A 22,094-nucleotide genomic window follows, 5' to 3' on the forward strand; every position below is an offset into this window, starting at 1 on the left:
AGATTAACTCTTCGCCTTTTTTTTCATGTTGTTACTATAAATAACACTCTATTCATTTGCTAAAGGATAGCCTTGATGAAAGCTATACAGCGCATCTTTGCCGTATTAAGTACACTAACTTTGCTATGTTTTGCTACCAGCTCCGCTGCTAAAGAAGATTATGAGACGCAAGCCGTCTTAAAGCAGTTCCAACAAGCGAAACAAACACAGCCATTTTTCTTCTCATCTTATGGCTACGCGGTTTTTCCATCGGTTGGTAAGGGTGGTTTTTGGGTAGGAGGTGCTTATGGTACAGGTAGTGTGTACCAAGACAATGTGATAACAGGCTTCGCCAAGTTATACCAAGTCTCTTTTGGGTTACAGTTTGGCGGGCAGTCATACAGTGAAATAATCTTCTTCCAAGATAAACGTGCTTATGAACGCTTTATTGGCGGAAGTTTTGAATTAGATGCACAAGCATCTGCGGTTGCGCTAACAGAGGGCGCACAAGCAAAAGCGGGCACGGGTGGTGTTGGCGCTGGAGCAGGGGATAATTATGTCGATTCTAGCTATATTAATGGTGTAGCTGTCTTCACGAGCGCCAAAGGTGGCATGATGATTGAAGCCTCTATCGCTGGTCAGAAGTTTAGTTATGAAGCTCTGACACCGTTAACTGAACAGCAAGGTGTGACGGGTTTAGATACAAGTAAACCAACAGAACAACTTGATGATAGCTCGACTGTTATTATGGGCGACACGATCGAAAGGCCCTAGTTATTCAATCGACAGTATGTAGAGTACAAGACGGGGAAGCACTAAGCATTACCCGCCTTGTTCATTGGATTTTCAGTTTGTAACATCAGGTTTATCACATGACTCACGGCGTCAGTGACTGTCGAGTAAATTGATCGTGCCCGCACTGGGAGCATAATTCAATGCGCTTAGCATGACTGTATATTTCATGATGGCCGCACTTTTCGCATACTAGCTTACCCAACCCCACAATTTCACCGGCTTGATAAATACCTTGATGCTGAAGATCATCCATCAGCTCATGCCATTCAATCTGCGTTTTATCCGTAATTTCAGCTAAACCGCTCCAAATTGATTCAGAAACAAGTTTATAAAATGGGCTTTCTGCGAAAGGTTCAGGGCTCTCTTCCACATTTTTTCCGAACTCTCTTAAATCTCGTTTTAAATAAGCCGAAATCAACGCCCATTCATCTTTTGTCATGTCGCTCGCAGCTTGACGATATTTCTCGGTTGTATCCACCCAATCTTTCAGTTCTTCAGGGCTGTGCCTCAAGGTTTCCGTGACCTTTTCAAGCAAGGCCTCATATTCCGCTTTTTGCTTAGCCATAACTCATCTCCTTCCCAATCGCTATAATAGTAATTATTGGTCTAAAAACGTGTAAATTGCCTGTTCAAAGCAACAATAAATCCCCCGAATTGGTCTCAGCTATTGTTGACACCTTTACCTTTAGTTATTCTATGTCGATTATATAGACTGTGTTTGTACTCAACTCACAAATTCCTGGATGCCATCGATGCAAGAACAATATCGCCCGCAGGACATTGAACAAAAAGTTCAAGAACATTGGGACAACAACAAAACATTTGTTGTAAGTGAAGACCCTAATAAAGAAAAATTCTACTGTCTCTCCATGTTCCCGTACCCAAGTGGTCGTCTACACATGGGACACGTTCGTAACTACACCATCGGTGATGTTGTTTCTCGTTACCAACGCCTACAAGGCAAAAACGTAATGCAACCTATCGGTTGGGATGCGTTTGGTCTGCCTGCTGAAAATGCCGCTGTTAAAAATAAAACAGCGCCAGCGCCTTGGACATACGAAAACATCGAATACATGAAAAACCAGCTTAAGCTATTAGGCTTTGGTTATGATTGGAGCCGTGAGTTCGCTACATGTACTCCTGAGTACTACCGTTGGGAACAAGAGTTCTTTACAAAACTGTACAACAAAGGCCTAGTTTATAAGAAAACCTCTTCTGTAAACTGGTGTCCAAACGACCAAACTGTTCTTGCAAATGAACAAGTTGAAGACGGTTGTTGCTGGCGTTGTGATACCCCTGTAGAACAAAAGAAAATTCCGCAGTGGTTCATTAAGATTACTGAATATGCACAAGAGCTTCTGGATGATCTAGATAACCTTGATGGTTGGCCTGAAATGGTTAAAACCATGCAACGTAACTGGATTGGGCGCTCAGAGGGTGTTGAATTATCTTTTGCTGTTAACGGCGAAGAAGCACCTTTAGAAGTGTATACCACGCGTCCAGATACGCTAATGGGTGTTACTTACGTTGGTATCGCTGCAGGTCACCCTCTTGCAGAGAAAGCCGCAGCAACAAACCCTGAGCTATTTGCGTTCACAGAAGAATGCCGTAATACCAAAGTTGCTGAAGCTGAATTGGCAACGATGGAAAAGAAAGGTATGGATACAGGCCTACGCGCTGTCCATCCACTTAACGGTCGTGAAGTGCCAATTTATGTCGCTAACTTCGTATTAATGGATTACGGCACAGGTGCGGTAATGGCGGTTCCTGCTCACGACCAACGTGATTACGAATTCGCGACTAAATACGGCCTAGACATCATTCCAGTAATCAAACCAGAAGACGGCTCTGAGCTGAACGTTTCTGAAGAAGCATACACAGAGAAAGGTGTACTGTTTGATTCTGGTGAATTTGATGGCCTTGCTTTCCAAGACGCATTTGATGCTATCGCTGCGAAACTAGAAGCTGAAGGCAAAGGCAAGAAAACAGTTAACTTCCGTCTACGTGACTGGGGGGTATCTCGTCAACGCTACTGGGGGGCTCCAATCCCAATGGTAACAACTGAAGATGGTGAAGTTCACCCAGTTCCAGCTGACCAATTACCTGTAATTCTTCCTGAAGATGTGGTGATGGATGGTGTAACAAGCCCAATCAAAGCAGATAAAGAGTGGGCGAAAACAACCTTCAATGGCGAGCCAGCACTGCGTGAAACGGATACCTTTGATACCTTCATGGAATCATCTTGGTATTACGCACGCTACTGTTCACCACAAGCTGATGATATTCTAGATCCTGAAAAAGCGAACTACTGGCTACCTGTAGACCAATACGTGGGTGGTATCGAGCACGCATGTATGCACTTACTGTACTCTCGCTTCTTCCACAAACTATTGCGTGATGCAGGTTATGTAACATCAAACGAACCATTCAAGCAGCTTTTATGTCAAGGTATGGTACTTGCTGATGCATTCCACCACACTAATGAGAAAGGCACAAAAGAGTGGATCGCACCTACTGATGTCACTATTGAGCGTGATGCAAAAGGCCGTATCGAAAAAGCAATTGATGATCAAGGTCGTGAAGTTGAACACTCAGGCATGATCAAAATGTCTAAGTCTAAAAACAACGGTATTGACCCTCAAGAGATGGTTGATAAGTTTGGTGCAGATACGGTTCGTCTATTCATGATGTTTGCATCACCTGCAGACATGACACTTGAGTGGCAAGAATCTGGTGTTGAAGGGGCAAGCCGCTTCCTTAAACGTGTATGGAAATTAGTTCACGAGCACACAAACAAAGGAACAGTTGAAGCACTAGATGTAGCAGCTCTTTCTGGCAACCAAAAAGCCCTACGTCGTGATATTCATAAAACAATTGCAAAAGTAAGTGATGATATTGGCCGTCGCCAAACATTCAACACCGCAATTGCAGCAATTATGGAACTAATGAACAAGCTAAACAAAGCACCTCAAGAGTCAGCACAAGATCGTGCCCTTCTTGATGAAGCTTTAAAAGCGGTTGTTGCTATGCTTTACCCAATGACACCACATGCAAGTTTTGAAATGTGGGAAGCATTAGGTGAAACAGACATCGATACTGCAGCATGGCCAACTTTCGATGAGAAAGCGCTTGTTGAAGATGAAAAAACGATTGTTGTTATGATCAACGGTAAGTTGCGTGCAAAACTGATCGTTGCGGCTGATGCAACAGAAGAGCAAGTTAAAGAACTTGGTCTAAAAGACGACAACGCAATTAAGTTCCTAGATGGCCTAACAATCCGTAAAGTTATTTACGTACCAGGTAAGCTACTAAACATCGTTGCTAACTAGTTTTACTGCTAACCGTTTTTACAGCTAACAGTAGTAACTAAAAACATAAGATACGATTTCCTGTTTAATGGAAATCGTATCTTATAATTTATCGATTGAACCAAAAATAACGATCTTTGTCTTATTCAAGACCGTATTCACTTAATCGATTAGTTTTCACTAATTTTTCAAGGAGCTGACTGGGTGAAAGCTTTATTTTCTATCAAAAGTACCCTTCGTACTTTGTGTGTTGCAGTGCTTGCCCTAGCCACTGCTTCTTGTGGTTTTCATCTTCGTGGTAACTATATGTTGCCTGATGATATCGCCAAACTATCGTTAACCAGTTTTGACCAATACGGTAAATTAACCCGCTTAGTTGAATCCCAATTTAAGCTACATGGCATTGAATCTGTTCCCCCTGCAGCAACAGTACCTAACCTGCATTTAATTGGTGAATCAACGGGTGAACGTACTTTATCGTTATACCAAAATAGCCGTAAAGCCGAATACGAACTGACCTATACCGTTCAATACCGTATTGTTGTGCCAAACAAAAGCACTGAAACATACACCACAAAAGTCACGCGTAATTTCTTGGATAACCCGCTAACGGCATTGGCTAAATCTGTCGAACGCGATGAACTTGAAGATGTCATGCGTAAACAAGCCGCACAACAAATTATGCGTCAGCTCGCTCGCTTAACTGCTATCTTCAATAAAATTGAGGAGCAAGAGCTTGAAATTGAGCTAGACGAAATGATGAAGGGTGATACCGAAACCAACGCGATTAAGCCAAGCCAAAGTACAGTGACTACAGAAAAAGTAGACGATACTAATGCCGCAAATGCGCTATTCAATCAAAATTCATCATATAATACGGCGCCTAATAATACCGATATGAATACTAACGCGGAATGAGAATTTACCCAGAACAACTGGCGCAGCAATTAAATAAAGGGCTGCGTCAGGCTTTCCTTCTTTTTGGTAATGAGCCATTAATTAAGCAAGAATGTGCCGACCAAATAAAGCAGTGTGCTCAACAAGCAGGTTTTCATGAGCGCCATGCTTTTACGATCGATAATCAACTAGATTGGAATGAAGTATTAAATTGCTGCCAAGCGATGAGTTTATTCTCAGCACAACAAGTTATTGAATTAGAAGTGCCAGAATCAGGTCTAAATGCAAACCATGCCAAAGCATTATTAGAAGTAATAAACCATCTTAATGATGATATTTTGTTGCTACTACAGGGCCCTCGCTTAAATAAAAAACAAGAAAGCGCCAAATGGTTTAAAGCCTTTGACAATATCAGCTTATATCTTCCTTGTAATACGCCTGATACTCGCCACTTGCCTCGATTTATTCAGGCTCGTTGCCAACAGCTTAAGCTGAAACCGGATCATGAATCTGTTGTGCTGCTGGCTCAATGGCACGAAGGAAACTTACTCGCATTAGCCCAAAGTTTACAGAAGCTCACTCTTCTCTATCCAGATGGCGAGCTAACCGTACCTCGCTTGCAAGAATCATTAAGCCGTCATAACCATTACACACCGTTTCAATTACTTGATGCCGTGTTAGCAGGTCAAGCAAAGCGTAGTCAACGTGTGCTAAGACAGTTACAGGGTGAAGGGATTGAAGCAACAATTCTACTCCGAACATTGCAACGAGAACTAACCCAACTCTACAAAATGCAAGAGATGGGAATGAAAGGTACGCCTCTCAATAATATTTTTGAGCAGTATCGTATCTGGCAAAGTCGACGCGAAGTGTATATCGGTGCATTACACCGTTTACCCTTAACGACGCTCATTCAATTACTACAACGCTTAAGCTTATTAGAAATTCAAGTGAAGACCGATTACGACAGTAATCCTTGGCCAGCACTGAGTGCTTTATGCGCTGAAATGTGTGGCGTTCATACCCACACCAAGCTCTCTGATTTTTAAAATAGCCGTATAAAATATTACTTTTCGATTGAAGCTTAATCAAATGAAAGTGTAGTTGGTTGATTTGATTAACATTAAAGTAAATGAATTGAAAAAATCAATAAAGCGTTTGATGAGCTTGTAGCTAGGCGTGCAGAGCATGGTATACTGCGCCGCTAAATTGTGATTCAGATCGACTCTGGCTCCAATAATTTCAAATTTACACTACCGAGGCGACTCACTTGCAAACTCAAGAATTACACGATCTTATCGTTGACAAAGTTGACGATCTAAAAGCACAAGACATCGTAACTATCGATGTACGTGGTAAATCAAGCATCACCGATTTCATGGTTGTATGTACTGGTACATCTAACCGTCACGTTGCATCTATTGCAGATCACGTAGACAAAGAAACCAAACTGATCGACTACCCTCCATTTGGTATTAGCGGTGCAGAAGAAGGCCGTTGGGTTATCGTAGATATGGGTAACGTTATGCTTCATATCATGCAAGAAGAAGCTCGTGGCGTATATCAGCTGGAGAAGCTTTGGGGCTAACAGATAATGAAGCTTCAATTGATTGCTGTAGGCACTAAAATGCCTAAATGGGTTGAAGAAGGCTATAAAGAATATAGCCGTCGCTTCCCAAAAGATATGCCGTTAGAGCTAATTGAAATTCCTGCTGGTAAACGTGGAAAAAATGCTGACATCGCACGCATCTTACAAAAAGAAGGTGAAGCAATGTTAGCTACGGTTGCTAAAGGTAACCGCATTGTGACGCTTGATATTCCAGGGAAACGCTGGGATACAGGACAACTAGCTCAACAGCTGGATAGCTGGAAACTTGATGGTCGAGATGTATCGATTTTGATTGGCGGCCCAGAAGGGCTTTCTCCAGCATGTAAAGCTGCTGCAGAACAAAGCTGGTCATTATCTCCACTGACACTTCCCCACCCTTTGGTTCGTGTTGTGATGGCTGAAAGTTTGTACCGCGCGTGGAGTGTCACCGCAAACCATCCATATCACAGGGAATAAGTGTCAATGAGACAAAAGCGAACCCAGATCCGCGATCACCGGGCTGAGTCGGCACTCTTTTTTCGCCGTGCTCTTGTCTCATTCGCTGGCATCATCGCACTGATAGGCGTATTGCTCACTAATCTGTATTATATTCAGATCAGTGGGCATGATGACTATCAAACACGTTCCAATGATAACCGCATAAAAATTGTACCTGTCGCGCCTAATCGTGGTCTTATCTACGATCGTAACGGTGTATTACTTGCGGAGAACCAACCAGTTTATTCGCTTGAGATATCAACCGATAAAGTTGAAAACCTCAACGATACCTTTGTACGCCTCAAAACCCTAATGAGCGTAACTGACGAAGATATTGAGCGCTTCAAAAAAGAGCGTCGTCGCACGCGTCGCTTTAAATCAGTCCCTATTCTTGACCAATTAACTGAAAATCAAGTTGCCCTATTCTCGGTTAATCAACACAAATTCCCTGGTGTTGAAGTAAAAGCCTATCTGAAACGTCATTACCCTTACGGTGATGCGTTGACACACGTCTTAGGTTATGTCGCTAAAATCAATGACCGTGATATCCAAAAGCTCGAACGTGATGAAAAAATCAATAATTACAAAGCCACGCGAGATATTGGTAAATTAGGCATTGAACGTTATTACGAAGATTTACTTCACGGTACTTCTGGCTACCAAGAAGTTGAAGTAAACAGCCGTGGGCGTATTATCCGCACCTTGAAATACGTACCACCAATTCCAGGACAAGATATCAAATTGAATATTGATATCGAGCTACAGCTTTTCGTCAAAGAGCAATTAACGGTTCGCACACAAGATCCCGAGACGGGTGAGGAGATCATCGAATACAAACGAGGTTCTGTTGTCGTCATGGATCCGCGTGATTCTGCAGTCATTGCAATGGTATCAAGCCCAAGTTATGACCCTAATTTATTTGTTCATGGAATTTCAACTAAAAATTACCAAGCACTACTCAACAATAAAGATCGTCCTTTAGTTAACCGTGTCACTCTTGGTATATACCCACCAGCATCGACTGTAAAACCATTGATTGCCGTTGCAGCATTAACAGAAGGCGTCATTACCACACGTACAACTCGAAATGACCCAGGCTGGTGGAAAATACCTAATTCAAATAGCCGACCATTCCGTGACTGGCTACGTTGGGGACATGGCAAGGTCAACATTCATAAAGCCATCGAAGAATCTGTTGATACTTTTTTCTATCAAATCGCTTATGACTTAGGTATCGATCGTTTATCTAGCTGGATGACCAAATTTGGTTACGGTGAATACACGGGCATTGATATACATGAAGAAAGCAAAGCTAACATGCCAACTCGAGAGTGGAAACAAGCACGTTTCCGCCAACCTTGGTATCAAGGCGATACAATTCCAGTGGGTATCGGTCAAGGCTACTGGACTGCAACGCCTTTACAAATAGCCAAAGGAACGACAGTTTTAGTCAATAAAGGTATCGTACGTCCACCGCACTTATTAAAAAGTATCATTGATGATAATACAGAAACACCCGCGGCCTTTGAACAATATGCCCCAATAACAGGCGTAACAGATCAAAACTGGGAGATAGCCAAAGACGGTATGTATCGTGTTTTATACGGTGTGCGAGGCACAGCAAGACGTGCATTCTATGGCGCGAAATATAAAGCAGGCGGAAAATCAGGTTCAGCTCAGGTATTTGGGTTAGCAAAAGACCAGAAATACAATGCAGCAGAACTTGAAGAGCATCTTCGTGATCACGCCCTATTTACAGCGTTCGCCCCGTATGACAAACCTGAGGTTGTTGTTGCGATGGTATTAGAAAATGCAGGTGGTGGCTCATCAAACGGTGGACCTGTTGCACGTAAGATATTTGACCATATTTTACTCAAGCCTACTGCACCTAACAGCAAAAATAACCAGCAAGCCGAGGTGGCGCAATGAGTATTATGGCTACAACCGGTAATAAGCGCACTCTAAGTGATCGCTTACACCTTGACCTCCCATTATTGTTAGGCATTTTAGCCTTAATGGGGTTTGGTCTATTAGTGATGTACAGTGCCAGTGGTCAAAGCTTGCCGATGATGGAGCGTCAAGCCGCTCGCATGTGTTTAGCACTGGGTGTAATGTTTATACTTGCCCAAATAGCCCCTCGCCACTACGAAACTTGGGCTCCATATTTATTTGGTGTTGGATTAATACTCTTACTCGGGGTGCTATTCTTTGGTGAGGCATCCAAAGGGGCTCAGCGCTGGCTAAATTTAGGCTTTGTTCGCTTTCAGCCTTCAGAGCTAATAAAACTAGCTGTACCATTGATGATTGCACGCTTTATTAGTAGCAAACCATTACCACCGACTTTTACAAATATTGTTATTGCGGTGGTATTAATTTTTGTTCCAACCATTTTAATTGCCAAGCAGCCCGACCTTGGCACTTCCATTCTAATCGCCGCGTCTGGGGTTTTCGTGCTGTTTTTATCGGGTATGAGTTGGCGTATTATTTTTGCGGCAGGCACACTTCTCGGGGCGTTCATCCCTGTTTTGTGGTTCTTTTTAATGCGCGATTACCAACGTACGCGTGTGTTAACCCTTTTTAATCCAGAATCAGATCCTCTAGGGGCTGGTTATCATATCATCCAATCAAAAATTGCGATTGGGTCGGGTGGTTTAATGGGAAAAGGATGGCTGCAAGGTACACAGTCACAGCTAGAATTTTTACCAGAGCGCCACACCGATTTTATTTTTGCCGTTATCGCGGAAGAATGGGGATTAATCGGGGTAGCTTGTCTACTATCGATATACTTATTCATTATTGCCCGAGGGCTCATGCTTGCAAGTCGAGCTCAAACAGCCTTCGGACGTATGATGGCAGGTAGTATTGTCTTAAGTTTCTTTGTTTATGTTTTTGTAAACATTGGCATGGTAAGCGGTATTTTACCCGTTGTAGGCGTTCCACTTCCACTGATCAGCTATGGTGGTACCTCAATGGTTACTCTGATGGCTGGTTTTGGCATTCTTATGTCTATTCATACTCATAGAAAAATGTTGTCAAAGGCGACCTAAATGCGTTCATTATTATTCCTATTTCTCCTAATCCTTGCCGGATGTAGCTCGACGCCAGATACAAAAGAACAAAGCACAACGGAACCAGAGCAAAAGACAGAGCAAGAAAAACCCAATACACCGACAGCAATAGTCTCAACACCCGAGAACAATGATCCGAATGCAGGTCGTTACCGATTAGAAAATGACAAAGCACCTGATCAAGCATTGATTCTAAATCATATAGAGGCCGCCCAACCTCGCTATGAATCAAAAAGCTTAGCCGGTAATAAAGATTACACCTTACGCGGTAAGCGCTACAAAATTGAAAATATTGAAAATGGTTTTACCGAGCAAGGTAACGCTTCTTGGTACGGTGAAAAATTTCATGGTCATAAAACATCCAACGGTGAAATTTATGACATGTATTCAATGACGGCAGCCCACAAAACCTTACCACTGCCAAGCTACGTAAAAGTAACCAATACTAATAATGGTCAATCAACGATTGTCCGTGTTAATGATCGCGGTCCATTTCATGACGGGCGAATCATCGACTTAAGCATGGCTGCAGCCTCTAAACTGGGCGTAATCAAAACGGGGACTGCGCCCGTGAAAATTGAGTTAATCAAAGTCGTTAAACCTGATTCTGTTGATGAATGGCAATCTGCCAACCCAAACTACTACTTTGTTCAATTAGCCGCAGTAACCAATGAAGAAAAAGCAAAAGCCGTCGCCACTGAGTTAGAACAAAAGTTTTCAACCAATGTCGATCTTAAAAAAGCGGAATCAGCAAAAGTTTACCGCATTCGCTTAGGCCCTTATATTGATCGTGATGAAGCGTTGAAGCTAAGAGAAAAAGCAAGAGCAGGCCAATACCCACAAGCTTTTATCATTACAACGCAAAGAGAATTGGAACAAAAATAGTTTTCAGTAATCCAATAAAATTCACCCTCTCCAAGCCCATCAAGTGTTGATGGGCCGCTATGTCAAGATTATGGAATATTAGCTTTTAGCACTGATTCATAAATTTCAATCTGATATAGTGTGGATAGTTTTTAGCACTGTCATATAAAGTTACAATAATCATGAAGAAATCTGCTGCAACTTTTCAAACTATCATCGCTTCAGCGCTGATATTAGCTTCCGCTTCTGCCGCTGCTATACCTACAGTTGTCCCTGAGGCACCTCAAATTGCAGCTAAAGCCTATATTTTAATGGATTATAATTCTGGCAAAATCATTGCTGAAAGTAATTCAGATGAAAAATTACACCCTGCTAGTTTAACTAAAATGCTGACCAGCTATGTTATTGGTCAAGAAATCAAGAGTGGCAATATATCACTTGATGACAAAGTATCAGTTAGCAACAATGCTTGGGCTAAGAATTTTCCTGGCTCATCTAAAATGTTTTTAGAACCTGGTAAGTTAGTTACTGTTCAAGAACTTAACAAAGGCATTATCATCCAATCTGGTAATGATGCTTGTACCGCGATGGCTGAACATATTGCGGGTTCAACCGATTCTTTTGTTGAGCTAATGAATGCTTGGGCAAAACGTATCGGTATGGAAAGCAGTCACTTTGTTAATGTGCACGGTTTAGATAATGACGACCATTTCTCTACTGCACATGATATGGCAACACTTGCACAAGCTGTTATTCGTGACGTACCTGACGAATATGCTATTTATAAAGAAAAATCATTTACGTATAACGGCATCACTCAATATAACCGTAATGGTCTGTTGTGGGATAAAAGCCTTAATGTCGATGGCATGAAAACAGGCCACACAGATCAAGCTGGATATAGCTTAGTCGCATCAGCCTATGAAGGAAAAATGCGCCTAATTAGTGTTGTGATGGGCACAAAGAGTGCGAATGCACGTAAAGCTGAAAGTAAGAAATTACTTAACTATGGCTTCCGCTTCTTTGAAACAGTCACTCCACATAAAGCGAATGAAACATTTGTTACAGAGAAAGTATGGATGGGTGACATCGATCAAGTGAATCTTGGTGTTACTGAAGATACTTTTGTTACGCTACCGCGTGGTCAAACAAAAGATTTAAAAGCGAGCTTTGTTCTAGAAAAAGAACTAAAAGCACCTATCGCTAAAGGTGATGTTGTCGGTAAGCTATTTTACCGTGTCGGCGATCAAGATATCGCTGAATATCCACTTGTAGCACTGAATGATGTTAATAAAGGCGGAATGTTTAGCCGCCTAATTGATTACATCATGATGTTGGTCCAAAGCTGGCTAAACTAATTATAAAACTGATAGATATCAACAAAGGCGACCACTACGGTCGCCTTTTTCTTTACCGCTAACCTAATCACACCTTTTCAATACGCTTGTTTTCCAGCTACTGACACATTAATATGCAGCCTTATACCAATTAGATCATGCTGACTAATATGGGTATTACAGTTAACAAGAACGCTGGAGTTCAAGCATGTCGCAACAAGAACAACCTAAATTGAAAGATCTGTTAGAGTTCCCTTGTACCTTTGCATACAAGGTAATGGGTTACAATAAACCTGAGCTGCCAGATCTGGTTGTAGAAGTCATTCAACGTCACGCACCAGGTGATTACACACCAACCGTTAAACCAAGTGGTAAAGGCACCTATAGTGCGGTATCAGTTACGATCAAAGCCACTTCTATCGAGCAGGTAGAAACACTTTATAAAGAGCTAGGTGACATTGAGATTGTTCGTCTCGTTCTATAAATCGTCACGATGTATGAACGATTAACCGAATACCCCTACAAATTGGTGGCTGATAATTCAGCTGCCAAGCTTTATAATATGCTCAAAGCGCATCAAACATGGTGTGTTATGCTGAATTCATCAGGCTTTGCCTGGCTATCATAAGGGTGATAAATTGCAAAATAGTCTCATTATTCGCAACCTTGGCCGCCGAGATTATGAACCAACCTTGCAAGCCATGCATGAATTTACAGATCAACGTACACCAGAAACAACGGATGAAGTGTGGCTGGTTGAACACAACCCAGTCTTTACGCAGGGACAAGCAGGTAAAACAGAGCATTTATTAAATACCGGTGATATTCCCGTTATTCAAAGCGACCGTGGTGGACAAGTGACGTTTCACGGTCCGGGTCAGCTTGTTGCTTATGTACTGATTGATCTAAGACGCAATAAATTAGGTGTGCGTGATTTGGTTACGCATATCGAGAATACAGTTATTAATACTCTGTCCCAGTTTGGGGTTGAGTCCAATGCCCGCCCAGATGCACCTGGTGTCTATGTCGATAATAAAAAGATATGTTCACTAGGATTACGTATTAGGCGTGGTTGCTCTTTTCACGGTTTGGCACTCAATATAAATATGGACCTAACACCATTTTTACGCATTAATCCATGCGGTTATGCTGGAATGGAAATGACTCAACTAGCCTTATTGAGTGGTCCATCAGAACTAGATAAAGTTCAGCCTGTACTTGTGGAAGAGTTAACAAAGCTGCTCGCTTACCAGAGCATTGAGTGGATAACGGAAAGCAATTAATAATGAGCAAACCAATTAAGATCGAACAAGGTATCAAATACCGTGATGCCGACAAAATGGCGCTAATTCCTGTACGCAATGTTGCAGAAGAAGCACCTAAAGAAGTCTTACGAAAGCCAGCTTGGATGAAGATTAAACTTCCATCAGACAGCAAACGTATTCAAGAAATCAAATCTGCAATGCGTAAAAATAAACTTCACTCTGTTTGTGAAGAAGCCTCTTGCCCTAACCTTGCAGAGTGCTTTAACCACGGTACTGCTACCTTTATGATTTTGGGTGCGATTTGTACTCGCCGCTGCCCATTCTGTGATGTTGCTCATGGTCGCCCCCTACCACCAAGTGCAGAAGAGCCAAGCCATTTAGCTCAAACAATCGCAGACATGAAGTTGAAATACGTCGTTATCACCTCGGTGGACCGTGATGATCTACGCGATGGTGGCGCACAGCACTTTGTTGATTGTATCCGTGAAATTCGCGAGAAAAGCCCTGAAATCCATATCGAAACATTAGTACCCGATTTCCGTGGGCGTATGGATCGTGCGCTAGATATTCTTCAAGGTACACCACCTAATGTGTTCAATCACAACCTTGAAACGGCACCTCGTTTGTACCGTAAAGCTCGCCCTGGTGCGAACTATCAGTGGTCACTTGATCTACTGAAGAAATTCAAAGAGATCCACCCTGAAGTGCCAACTAAATCTGGCGTTATGATGGGGCTTGGTGAAACAAAAGAAGAAATCATTCAAGTATTGAAAGATCTTCGTGCCCATGGCGTAACAATGCTAACACTTGGTCAGTACTTAGCACCTAGTCGTCACCATTTACCTGTTGAACGTTATGTACCACCAGCTGAATTTGATGAACTAAAAGAGATTGCACTTGAATTAGGTTTCACACATGCTGCATGTGGTCCTTTTGTGCGCTCATCTTATCATGCTGATCTTCAGGCTCAGGGTCTTGAAATTAAGTAATACACTTCAAGAACGACATTACGTCTAGCGCCTAAAAAAAAACCGCTTAAGCACATGCTAAAGCGGTTTTTTTATATCTCACTACGTTTACTCTACTAGTTATTTGCACGCTCAATAGCTAAAGCAAATACTGGAGCAATCGTATTTAATGCTTCTTCTGTAATTGGCTTACCATTTGAATCCGTCACATTAATTGACGTACGGTTACCTAAATCACCAAGCTGCAATTTATAAGTACTATCATCCAACATAATGGGTTTAGTACCAAGCTCTGTCCAGAATGCATCATCAGGCGAGCGGAATTTCACTTCAACCACACCTTGAGAGCGATTACGACCTTCAACAGTAAACCCAAGATCTTCCACCAACGATGGCAGGCGCTCCCAGAATACATCATAAGCTGCACGCGCAATAATTACAGGTAATCCACTACGGTCTTTACCCATTGAGATTGGAATTTGTTTAACCAACTCTTGTGCTCGTAAACGTGCTTCGTCACGTACTTGTTGATCGTACTTTGCAGTCACTAAATTCAACATCGCAATACTATAACGCTCTTTATTAACGTCAGAGACTGGTTTTTCAATACCATCTTCGCGCCAATCAATCAAAGAGACTTTAAAGCTATAACGGTTAGACTCAGATGATTTCTCGATCAAATAACGGTTACCAATTTCAGTTTCTTCATCTTCATGAGTCCACGTTACCCAATCAGTTTCAATTGAGTTTGCAGCTTGATTACGAATTCCCACATTTTGCTCTGCAATAATGCCTTGCATAAGTAACCAAACTTTAGGCAGTTCTTCTGCTCTCGGGAGCAACAAGGTCACACCGTCTGCATCTTTCACTGAACGTGCACCAGGAATTAACTCTAATACCTGCTGAGGAGGACGAATATCAACCCCTGAACCAATCTCACCCTGGTACGCTTTATTTTGGATCGCGTAATCATCGGTGCTAAAAGGTTCGGCTCCTGCAGGTAACGTCCAGCTTTCTAATGGCTTAGTCTCAAGATAAGTAAAATCTTGATTCGCTTGACGACGGCGATCAGCTCCCCCCGAACAAGCAGCCAAACTGGCAACCATAATAGTCGTTAATACAAGCCTGTAATTACAATTCATCTAGCTTTTAAGCTCCTACGCTTTTTGCAAATCACAGTAATACATTGGCATCTTTCAAAGCCTGAAGAACAACTGGATGTGCTGATTCACTTAACTCAGTTAACGGTAAACGCAAATAGCCATGCTTAATCAACCCTAATTGATGAGCAGCCCATTTAACCGGAATTGGATTAGATTCAACAAAAAGGTCTTTGTGCAACGGCATTAAGCGCGCATTGATCTTTTGCGCTGCTTCAAATTGACCACTTAATGCCAATTTAAACATTGTTGCCATATCAGCTGCTGCAATATTAGCAGTTACAGAAATAACACCATGGCCACCCTGAGCAACAAAATCGAGACCTGTTGCATCATCACCGCTTAGTTGGATGAAGTCTTCACCACAAAGTTCCCTTGTTTTTTTAACTCGGGATAAATCACCTGTCGCATCTTTAATACCAACAATATTCTCGAATTTAGCAAGACGAGCAACCGTTTCAGGTAATAGGTCCACCGCTGTACGACCAGGTACATTATAGAGAATTTGCGGTAAATCAGTGGCTTCGGCGATGGCTTTATAATGCTGATATAAACCTTCTTGCGTCGGTTTATTGTAATACGGTGTGACGGTTAAACAACCCGCAACACCAGTACCGGAAAATAGTTTACTAAAAATGATGGCTTCATGCGTTGCATTCGCTCCTGTACCCGCAAGTACTTGAACACGGCCTTTAGCATACTCTAACGTCTTTAAAACAACCTTCACATGCTCATCAACGGTCAGAGTAGCTGACTCGCCAGAAGTGCCTACAGCAACAATTGCATCAGTCCCTGCTGCAATATGATATTCAACCAAGTTAGCGAGACTTGCGTAATCTACTTCTCCAGCCTCACCTAATGGTGTTATTAGCGCTACCATGCTTCCTGAAAACATGTCCATCTCCCCTTTTTTGTTAAGACTTCATGGTACTTTTGAGTGACTATAAACTCAAGCACGATAGTGGGTAAAATAGTGAACAATGACACTGTCTTATGAAATAAGGCGTATTCTCCCTTAGATAAGAAGACCTTTAATTAAGTAGTACACGAACCTCGCCGCAATATCACTCATTTAATGGTTCTGTGAATTACGATTAATCCCACCTTCGTTCCTGTGATACCATAAAAATGATGATAACAACACGATGTGTATAAATATGGAACATTACCTAGTTATTACTGCCGTTGGAACGGATCGCCCTGGAATTTCAAATGAGATCAGCCATCTTGTAACACAGTGTGGCTGCAATATCGTGGATAGCAGACTTGCTTTATTTGGTACTGAATTTACCATCATTATGTTGCTATCTGGTAATGCTAATGCCATTACTCGAGTCGAATCAACATTACCCTTAAAAGCACAAGAACAAGAATTAATAACCGTAATGAAAAGAACGACTAAACACCAAGAACGTTTTTTTCCATATACCGCTGATTTTCATATCGAAGCCGATGATACGCCAGGCCTGATAGAACAATTCACGCTCTTTTTTGCCACTCGAAAAGTTGATATCTCATCACTCAGTGCGCACACCGTAGAAGCTGAAAGTGATGATTCAACCAATCACTTTATTCTGCAGATCAGTACAAACTTGCCTGAAGACTGCAACTTAATGACGCTACAAGAAGAATATGAAGCGCTTTGCCTTAACCTTCAGGTAAAAGGTACCGTTAATTTTATCGGTCACAATACCTAGCCCTATTATAAAAACGATTTATTTAGTAAAAAGTCACTACGCTCAGAAGGAAATAAACTATGAAGACTTTGACTGCTGGCACACCAGCACCAGCCTTCTCTTTGCTTAACCAAGATAATGAATTCACAAACCTTGCTGATTTTAAAGGTAAAAAAGTATTGGCATACTTCTACCCTAAAGCAATGACGCCTGGGTGCACGGTACAAGCCTGCGGTTTACGTGACAGTAAAACTGAATTAGATGCATTAAATGTAGTTGTACTGGGCATTAGCATCGATGCTGTTAAACGCCTGCCTAGATTCATTGAACGTGACAACCTCAATTTCACATTACTTTCAGATGAAGATCATGCGGTAGCTGAGCAGTTTGGTGTCTGGGGTGAGAAAAAGTTCATGGGTAAAATATATGATGGCCTTCATCGCATCAGTTTTTTAATCGATGAGAATGGCACCATTGAACATGTTTTTAATAAATTTAAAACGAAAACTCACCATGAAGTGGTATTAGATTATTTCAACAGTGCTGAGTCGTCGTTAGATTAATGAAACTAAAAAAGGTCGCAGATGCGACCTTTTTTCAGCGTAAAATTTAACACGCTTAATTACATGCTAATGCTATTACTCACTAACCGTATCGCTTGGTTCAGAGGAAGGTAAGGCTCCCCATACCGCTTTCACTAATGTGGCCAACGGTATTGCAAAAAAGACTCCCCAGAAGCCCCATAACCCTCCAAACACCAAGACTGCTACAATAATAGCAACGGGGTGTAAGTTAACCGCTTCAGAAAATAAGACCGGCACTAACACATTGCCATCAAGCGCTTGAATAACACCATAAGCTGCAAGCAACCACCAAAAGTCAGGCGTCAATCCCCACTGAAACAGACCTACCATCGCGACAGGTACAGTAACCGCTGCCGCACCAATGTATGGAATAAGAACAGAAAGCCCAACAAGCACACTCAATAGAACAGCGTAACGCAAGTCCATGACAGCAAAAGTAATATAACTCGCAATACCAATGATAAAGATTTCAGTGACTTTACCTCGAATATAATTCGAAATTTGTTCATTCATCTCTGCGCCGACTTTACTTGTTAAACGGCGGTTCTTTGGCAAAATACCGCTCATTGTCGCAAGCATTTCATCTTTATCTTTTAATAAGAAAAAGACTAATAGTGGCACTAAGATCAAATAGACCGCTATCGTTGCTAAACTCACTAAAGATGCCAGCGACCCTTTTACAACACTTTCCCCTAATCCCATCACTTTCTCACGAAACGTTGTCATAAACGTAATCGCTTGATGAGGTTGAACAAAGTCAGGGTAACGTTCAGGTAAGCTAGAAACGTAATGCTGTAAATCATTAAACATTGTTGGTACATCTGCAGCAAAATTACCCACTTGATGCCAGATAGTAGGTACTAACCCAAAAAAGGCCATAACCATTAAACCAGCAAAAATAAGCAATACCACTAAGACGGCAACAGTCCGTGGCAAACCTAAACGCTCTAAGCGCATAACCGGCCATTCCAATAAATACGCCAGTACAATAGCGACTAATAGTGGTGCGATAAGGTTACCGAAAAAGTAGATCGTTAAAAAACCACCTAGCAAAATAGCGATCAAACTCACCGCATGAGGATCTGAGAATCTTCGCGTGTACCAACGATTGAGCATATCCAGCATAAATATTTTTCACTGCCTTTTAGTTGCAATAATGACAAGCTCTTGTGGAGAGTCGGCTTGTACCTTTACATTAAACCCATTATTAAGAAGGTAACGGGAAATATCTTGTCTCGCACCAGCATCAGAGATAATAATTTCGATACTCTGATTTGAACGAAGACTTTTACTTGCTCTTTTTGCTAATAAAAGCGCCAAAGGACAACGTTCTGAAGCTAAATTAAGCGTTTGAATATCCATTCAGGTATGCTGACAATTATTATCCATCAGGGTATTGTAAAGGACATCGGTTCGACAAAAAAGAAACCCGTCATAAGTTTCGTTGTCTTATTAGCATAAATCTCTAATAATTGGTTATATAGTCAATGATTGCATATCACCAATTAACGTCGATAACTTCCACAAAGGCGGCAGTATTATAAACATGTTTCGTTTTGCTAAAGTGCCAACCTATCTATTAATCAGTGCTTTATTAAGCTCTAGTTTCACTGTGAGTGCTAACAACAGCAATAGTCTACCAGAAATTGGGACAACAGCTGCTGCGACATTAACAATAGAAAAAGGGCAAGAGTACGGTGATGCATACATGCGTATGTTACGTGCTAGCCAACCTGTTATCAGTGACCCTTTATTATCAGAATATGTACAAGATTTAGGTCTTCGTCTTGTTGCTAATGCAGACAGTGTACGCACGCCATTTAATTTCTTCATGATCCAGAATCGTGAAATTAATGCATTCGCGTTTTTTGGCGGCTACGTAGCTATTCATAGTGGGTTGTTTTTATACGCTCAATCAGAAAGCGAATTGGCTTCGGTTGTTGCCCACGAAATAGCACACGTTACTCAACGTCACCTAGCCAGAAGCATGGAAGATCAAGCTAAAAAATCACCCATGACAATGGCAGCACTCGTGGGGTCTTTAATGCTTGCTATTGCGGCGCCTGAAGCCGGAATCGCCGCTATTCATGCTACTACGGCAGCATCGATGCAAGGGCAAATTAACTATACTCGTAGTAATGAAAAAGAAGCTGACCGTATCGGTATTGCGACGTTAGCCAAAGCGGGCTTTGAAGTAAAGGCCATGCCTCGCTTCTTCGGACGCTTAGCCGATCAATACCGTTATGCCAGTAAACCACCAGCGATGTTATTGACTCACCCATTACCAGAGGCTCGTGTTTCTGATACACGTAATCGTGCGAATCAATACCCCAATGTAAGGCTACCACTATCTGAACCTTACCAGCTTACTCGAGCACGCATTGTGGCACGTTATGCTGGTATTGAGAGCGAAGCGGCACTTGATTGGTTTAACCGTAAAATGAAAAAAGCGTCTCCCCAAATGAAACAAGCGCTTAATTATGGTAAAGCGCTGGTATACATGGATTCAGGCAAATACCAACAAGCCCATGCGTTATTGGACCCTCTTATTGCGGCTGAACCCAATAATCGCTTTTACATCGATTCGGCGACCGATCTCGATTTATTCCAAAAACGCTATGAGTCTGCGGTCAATCGCTTGGAAAAAGCACTTCGACAAAACCCAAACAACAGCGTGTTACGCTTGAACTTAGCCCATGCTTTGCAAGAATCAGGTTTAAATGCGAGTAGCATTTCGATACTTACCCGCTACACCTATGACAACCCTAATGATAGCAACGGTTGGAGTTTACTCGCTCAAGCTTACGCTGCCACAGGTAGACGAGATGGAGAATTAGCCTCTCGCGCAGAGCTAATGGCACTACGGGGGCAATGGGACAAAGCGATTAAGAATTATATTCAGGCGAGCCAAATCGCTGATATTAATTCACTAGACCAAGCGCGCTATGACGCCCGTATCGATCAACTACGACTATCCCGCGAACGCTTTGCAAATCTGCAATAACCACTAAATTATTCAACAGTCTTCGTTTTTTATATGTTGCAGTTCCTCTACAATGGAACTGCAACATAATTAACAATTTATCATCACAAATAGCTCATCATTAAAAATAATAAATTAATTTAACACTACCTTATTTTAGGAGAAGCCTTTCATGTCAATCACTATTTACCACAATCCTCGTTGCTCTAAGAGCCGTCAAACACTCGCACTTATCGAAGAAAAAGGTATTGCACCGACTATTGTTAAATACCTTGATGAAACACCAAGTGAAAATGAATTAAAAGGCCTATTCGCCAAGCTGGGTTACGCATCTGTACGCGATATGATGCGCACAAAAGAAGATGTATACAAAACACTGGCTTTAGGCGAAAACACAGTAACAGACGAACAACTATTTACGGCGATGAGCCAGAACCCAAAACTTATTGAGCGCCCTATTGTTGTGAATGGCGAAAAGGCTGCCATGGGTCGCCCACCAGAGTCAGTTTTGGATATTTTATAATGCTAACGGTGCTTGTGCTGTATTACAGCCGTCATGGTAATACCCGTCAGCTTGCGCGGCACATTGCTCGTGGTATTGAGCAAGTTGATGGCTGTGAAGCTAAATTGCGCACTGTCGCCGAGATTAACGCACAAGGTCAAACTGACGAGTTACCGCTCACGGGCGATCCCATTGTAACACTAGAAGATTTAAAACAATGCGCTGGCGTTGCGCTTGGTAGCCCTGTTCGCTTCGGCAATATGGCCGCGCCACTTAAGCACTTCATTGATAGCACCAGCACAGAATGGTTATCAGGAACATTAATTGGCAAGCCTGCAAGTGTGTTTACCTCATCATCTTCGATGCACGGTGGTCAGGAAACAACGTTGCAATCTATGATGCTGCCTCTGCTGCATCACGGAATGCTTGTGGTTGGGGTCCCATATTCAGAGCCATTGCTGCATACCACACAGCATGGCGGTACGCCCTATGGGGCTTCCCATTTAAATAATGAGAACAATAAAACCATTCATTCAAATGAAGCCACTCTAGCGCAAGCGCTGGGGAAACGGCTCTCAACTATTGCATTAAAACTGAACGGATAACTATTTTCATAGTGCTC

Annotated in this window: 23 protein-coding genes; 18 read left to right on the plus strand and 5 right to left on the minus strand. The window is 42.1% G+C overall.

The annotated features are described in order from the left end of the window. Nucleotides 1-75 precede the first annotated feature (75 nt). Nucleotides 76-753 carry a lipid-binding SYLF domain-containing protein gene (locus C9J47_RS14375; RefSeq protein ID WP_107254122.1) on the plus strand — a complete coding sequence of 226 codons (678 nt, stop codon included), beginning with the start codon at nucleotides 76-78 and terminating at the stop codon, nucleotides 751-753. Nucleotides 754-856: 103 nt separating this feature from the next. Here the strand turns inward: C9J47_RS14375 and C9J47_RS14380 are convergent, their stop codons facing one another. After that, the gene (locus C9J47_RS14380) at nucleotides 857-1,339 is read right to left on the minus strand and encodes a zinc ribbon-containing protein (RefSeq protein WP_107254123.1); all 483 of its coding nucleotides are present in this window, start codon (nucleotides 1,337-1,339) and stop codon (nucleotides 857-859) included. 187 nt (nucleotides 1,340-1,526) lie between these two features. Between C9J47_RS14380 and leuS the strand changes: the two genes are divergently transcribed. The 12 genes from leuS (at nucleotide 1,527) to lipA (ending at nucleotide 14,588) form a co-directional block, all read left to right on the plus strand. Beyond that, the gene (gene leuS / locus C9J47_RS14385) at nucleotides 1,527-4,103 is read left to right on the plus strand and encodes a leucine--tRNA ligase (protein WP_107254124.1); all 2,577 of its coding nucleotides are present in this window, start codon (nucleotides 1,527-1,529) and stop codon (nucleotides 4,101-4,103) included. Nucleotides 4,104-4,286: 183 nt separating this feature from the next. Beyond that, the gene (locus C9J47_RS14390; RefSeq protein ID WP_107254125.1) at nucleotides 4,287-5,000 is read left to right on the plus strand and encodes an LPS-assembly lipoprotein LptE; all 714 of its coding nucleotides are present in this window, start codon (nucleotides 4,287-4,289) and stop codon (nucleotides 4,998-5,000) included. Further along, the gene (holA, locus tag C9J47_RS14395) at nucleotides 4,997-6,028 is read left to right on the plus strand and encodes a DNA polymerase III subunit delta (RefSeq protein WP_107254126.1); all 1,032 of its coding nucleotides are present in this window, start codon (nucleotides 4,997-4,999) and stop codon (nucleotides 6,026-6,028) included. Before C9J47_RS14390 ends, holA begins: the two co-directional genes overlap by 4 nt. A gap of 221 nt (nucleotides 6,029-6,249) precedes the next feature. Continuing rightward, complete coding sequence (rsfS, locus tag C9J47_RS14400) at nucleotides 6,250-6,567, plus strand: ribosome silencing factor (protein ID WP_006232737.1); 318 nt, start codon at nucleotides 6,250-6,252, stop codon at nucleotides 6,565-6,567. Nucleotides 6,568-6,573: 6 nt separating this feature from the next. After that, entirely contained in the window at nucleotides 6,574-7,044 is a 471-nt protein-coding gene (rlmH, locus tag C9J47_RS14405; protein ID WP_006232736.1) for a 23S rRNA (pseudouridine(1915)-N(3))-methyltransferase RlmH, read from the plus strand. A 6-nt stretch (nucleotides 7,045-7,050) separates the two neighbouring features. Further along, nucleotides 7,051-8,994, plus strand: coding sequence for a penicillin-binding protein 2 (gene mrdA, locus C9J47_RS14410; protein WP_107254127.1), 1,944 nt, complete (start codon nucleotides 7,051-7,053; stop codon nucleotides 8,992-8,994). After that, nucleotides 8,991-10,112, plus strand: a complete 1,122-nt coding sequence (gene mrdB, locus C9J47_RS14415) for a peptidoglycan glycosyltransferase MrdB (RefSeq protein WP_107254128.1) — start codon at nucleotides 8,991-8,993, stop codon at nucleotides 10,110-10,112. The genes mrdA and mrdB overlap by 4 nt, the downstream gene beginning before the upstream one ends. Beyond that, nucleotides 10,113-11,018: a septal ring lytic transglycosylase RlpA family protein gene (locus tag C9J47_RS14420; RefSeq protein WP_107254129.1), complete on the plus strand. Its 906-nt coding sequence runs from the start codon at nucleotides 10,113-10,115 to the stop codon at nucleotides 11,016-11,018. Nucleotides 11,019-11,179: 161 nt separating this feature from the next. Next, nucleotides 11,180-12,355 carry a serine hydrolase gene (locus C9J47_RS14425; protein WP_107254130.1) on the plus strand — a complete coding sequence of 392 codons (1,176 nt, stop codon included), beginning with the start codon at nucleotides 11,180-11,182 and terminating at the stop codon, nucleotides 12,353-12,355. Between the two features lie 187 nt (nucleotides 12,356-12,542). Next, the gene (gene ybeD, locus C9J47_RS14430) at nucleotides 12,543-12,818 is read left to right on the plus strand and encodes a DUF493 family protein YbeD (RefSeq protein ID WP_107254131.1); all 276 of its coding nucleotides are present in this window, start codon (nucleotides 12,543-12,545) and stop codon (nucleotides 12,816-12,818) included. A 154-nt stretch (nucleotides 12,819-12,972) separates the two neighbouring features. After that, nucleotides 12,973-13,617, plus strand: a complete 645-nt coding sequence (lipB, locus tag C9J47_RS14435) for a lipoyl(octanoyl) transferase LipB (protein ID WP_107254177.1) — start codon at nucleotides 12,973-12,975, stop codon at nucleotides 13,615-13,617. A gap of 2 nt (nucleotides 13,618-13,619) precedes the next feature. Beyond that, complete coding sequence (lipA, locus tag C9J47_RS14440; RefSeq protein WP_107254132.1) at nucleotides 13,620-14,588, plus strand: lipoyl synthase; 969 nt, start codon at nucleotides 13,620-13,622, stop codon at nucleotides 14,586-14,588. Between the two features lie 95 nt (nucleotides 14,589-14,683). Here the strand turns inward: lipA and bamC are convergent, their stop codons facing one another. Further along, nucleotides 14,684-15,709 carry an outer membrane protein assembly factor BamC gene (gene bamC, locus C9J47_RS14445; RefSeq protein WP_107254133.1) on the minus strand — a complete coding sequence of 342 codons (1,026 nt, stop codon included), beginning with the start codon at nucleotides 15,707-15,709 and terminating at the stop codon, nucleotides 14,684-14,686. 31 nt (nucleotides 15,710-15,740) lie between these two features. Further along, nucleotides 15,741-16,622: a 4-hydroxy-tetrahydrodipicolinate synthase gene (gene dapA, locus C9J47_RS14450; RefSeq protein ID WP_107254134.1), complete on the minus strand. Its 882-nt coding sequence runs from the start codon at nucleotides 16,620-16,622 to the stop codon at nucleotides 15,741-15,743. Between the two features lie 262 nt (nucleotides 16,623-16,884). Between dapA and C9J47_RS14455 the strand changes: the two genes are divergently transcribed. Beyond that, nucleotides 16,885-17,424, plus strand: a complete 540-nt coding sequence (locus tag C9J47_RS14455; RefSeq protein WP_107254135.1) for an ACT domain-containing protein — start codon at nucleotides 16,885-16,887, stop codon at nucleotides 17,422-17,424. A 59-nt stretch (nucleotides 17,425-17,483) separates the two neighbouring features. Continuing rightward, nucleotides 17,484-17,966, plus strand: coding sequence for a thioredoxin-dependent thiol peroxidase (gene bcp / locus C9J47_RS14460; RefSeq protein ID WP_107254136.1), 483 nt, complete (start codon nucleotides 17,484-17,486; stop codon nucleotides 17,964-17,966). Between the two features lie 75 nt (nucleotides 17,967-18,041). Here bcp and C9J47_RS14465 read toward each other — a convergent pair whose 3' ends face one another. Both C9J47_RS14465 and C9J47_RS14470 read right to left on the minus strand, forming a co-directional pair. Then, on the minus strand, nucleotides 18,042-19,112 hold the full coding sequence (locus C9J47_RS14465; RefSeq protein ID WP_107254137.1) for an AI-2E family transporter: 1,071 nt from the start codon (nucleotides 19,110-19,112) through the stop codon (nucleotides 18,042-18,044). A 9-nt stretch (nucleotides 19,113-19,121) separates the two neighbouring features. Next, nucleotides 19,122-19,349: a sulfurtransferase TusA family protein gene (locus C9J47_RS14470; protein WP_107254138.1), complete on the minus strand. Its 228-nt coding sequence runs from the start codon at nucleotides 19,347-19,349 to the stop codon at nucleotides 19,122-19,124. Nucleotides 19,350-19,533: 184 nt separating this feature from the next. Here C9J47_RS14470 and bepA point away from each other — a divergent pair, with 184 nt between their 5' ends. From bepA to wrbA, 3 genes are all read left to right on the plus strand, one after another. Beyond that, entirely contained in the window at nucleotides 19,534-20,991 is a 1,458-nt protein-coding gene (bepA, locus tag C9J47_RS14475; protein ID WP_107254139.1) for a beta-barrel assembly-enhancing protease, read from the plus strand. Nucleotides 20,992-21,142: 151 nt separating this feature from the next. Then, the gene (arsC, locus tag C9J47_RS14480) at nucleotides 21,143-21,493 is read left to right on the plus strand and encodes an arsenate reductase (glutaredoxin) (protein ID WP_107254140.1); all 351 of its coding nucleotides are present in this window, start codon (nucleotides 21,143-21,145) and stop codon (nucleotides 21,491-21,493) included. Next, nucleotides 21,493-22,077, plus strand: a complete 585-nt coding sequence (gene wrbA, locus C9J47_RS14485; protein ID WP_107254141.1) for an NAD(P)H:quinone oxidoreductase — start codon at nucleotides 21,493-21,495, stop codon at nucleotides 22,075-22,077. Before arsC ends, wrbA begins: the two co-directional genes overlap by 1 nt. Nucleotides 22,078-22,094: the final 17 nt, after the last annotated feature.

The organism is Photobacterium indicum (genome assembly GCF_003026215.1).
Classification (GTDB): domain Bacteria; phylum Pseudomonadota; class Gammaproteobacteria; order Enterobacterales; family Vibrionaceae; genus Photobacterium; species Photobacterium indicum.

Coding starts and splice junctions, on each gene's coding strand:
- C9J47_RS14375 (WP_107254122.1), top strand. CDS start 76: ATGAAAGCTATACAGCGCATCTTTGCCGTATTAAGTACACTAACTTTG.
- C9J47_RS14470 (WP_107254138.1), bottom strand. CDS start 19,349: ATGGATATTCAAACGCTTAATTTAGCTTCAGAACGTTGTCCTTTGGCG.
- wrbA (WP_107254141.1), top strand. CDS start 21,493: ATGCTAACGGTGCTTGTGCTGTATTACAGCCGTCATGGTAATACCCGT.
- C9J47_RS14465 (WP_107254137.1), bottom strand. CDS start 19,112: ATGCTGGATATGCTCAATCGTTGGTACACGCGAAGATTCTCAGATCCT.
- C9J47_RS14425 (WP_107254130.1), top strand. CDS start 11,180: ATGAAGAAATCTGCTGCAACTTTTCAAACTATCATCGCTTCAGCGCTG.
- bepA (WP_107254139.1), top strand. CDS start 19,534: ATGTTTCGTTTTGCTAAAGTGCCAACCTATCTATTAATCAGTGCTTTA.
- C9J47_RS14455 (WP_107254135.1), top strand. CDS start 16,885: ATGGAACATTACCTAGTTATTACTGCCGTTGGAACGGATCGCCCTGGA.
- dapA (WP_107254134.1), bottom strand. CDS start 16,622: ATGTTTTCAGGAAGCATGGTAGCGCTAATAACACCATTAGGTGAGGCT.
- bcp (WP_107254136.1), top strand. CDS start 17,484: ATGAAGACTTTGACTGCTGGCACACCAGCACCAGCCTTCTCTTTGCTT.
- holA (WP_107254126.1), top strand. CDS start 4,997: ATGAGAATTTACCCAGAACAACTGGCGCAGCAATTAAATAAAGGGCTG.
- bamC (WP_107254133.1), bottom strand. CDS start 15,709: ATGAATTGTAATTACAGGCTTGTATTAACGACTATTATGGTTGCCAGT.
- rlmH (WP_006232736.1), top strand. CDS start 6,574: ATGAAGCTTCAATTGATTGCTGTAGGCACTAAAATGCCTAAATGGGTT.
- lipA (WP_107254132.1), top strand. CDS start 13,620: ATGAGCAAACCAATTAAGATCGAACAAGGTATCAAATACCGTGATGCC.
- ybeD (WP_107254131.1), top strand. CDS start 12,543: ATGTCGCAACAAGAACAACCTAAATTGAAAGATCTGTTAGAGTTCCCT.
- mrdA (WP_107254127.1), top strand. CDS start 7,051: ATGAGACAAAAGCGAACCCAGATCCGCGATCACCGGGCTGAGTCGGCA.
- C9J47_RS14380 (WP_107254123.1), bottom strand. CDS start 1,339: ATGGCTAAGCAAAAAGCGGAATATGAGGCCTTGCTTGAAAAGGTCACG.
- C9J47_RS14420 (WP_107254129.1), top strand. CDS start 10,113: ATGCGTTCATTATTATTCCTATTTCTCCTAATCCTTGCCGGATGTAGC.
- arsC (WP_107254140.1), top strand. CDS start 21,143: ATGTCAATCACTATTTACCACAATCCTCGTTGCTCTAAGAGCCGTCAA.
- mrdB (WP_107254128.1), top strand. CDS start 8,991: ATGAGTATTATGGCTACAACCGGTAATAAGCGCACTCTAAGTGATCGC.
- leuS (WP_107254124.1), top strand. CDS start 1,527: ATGCAAGAACAATATCGCCCGCAGGACATTGAACAAAAAGTTCAAGAA.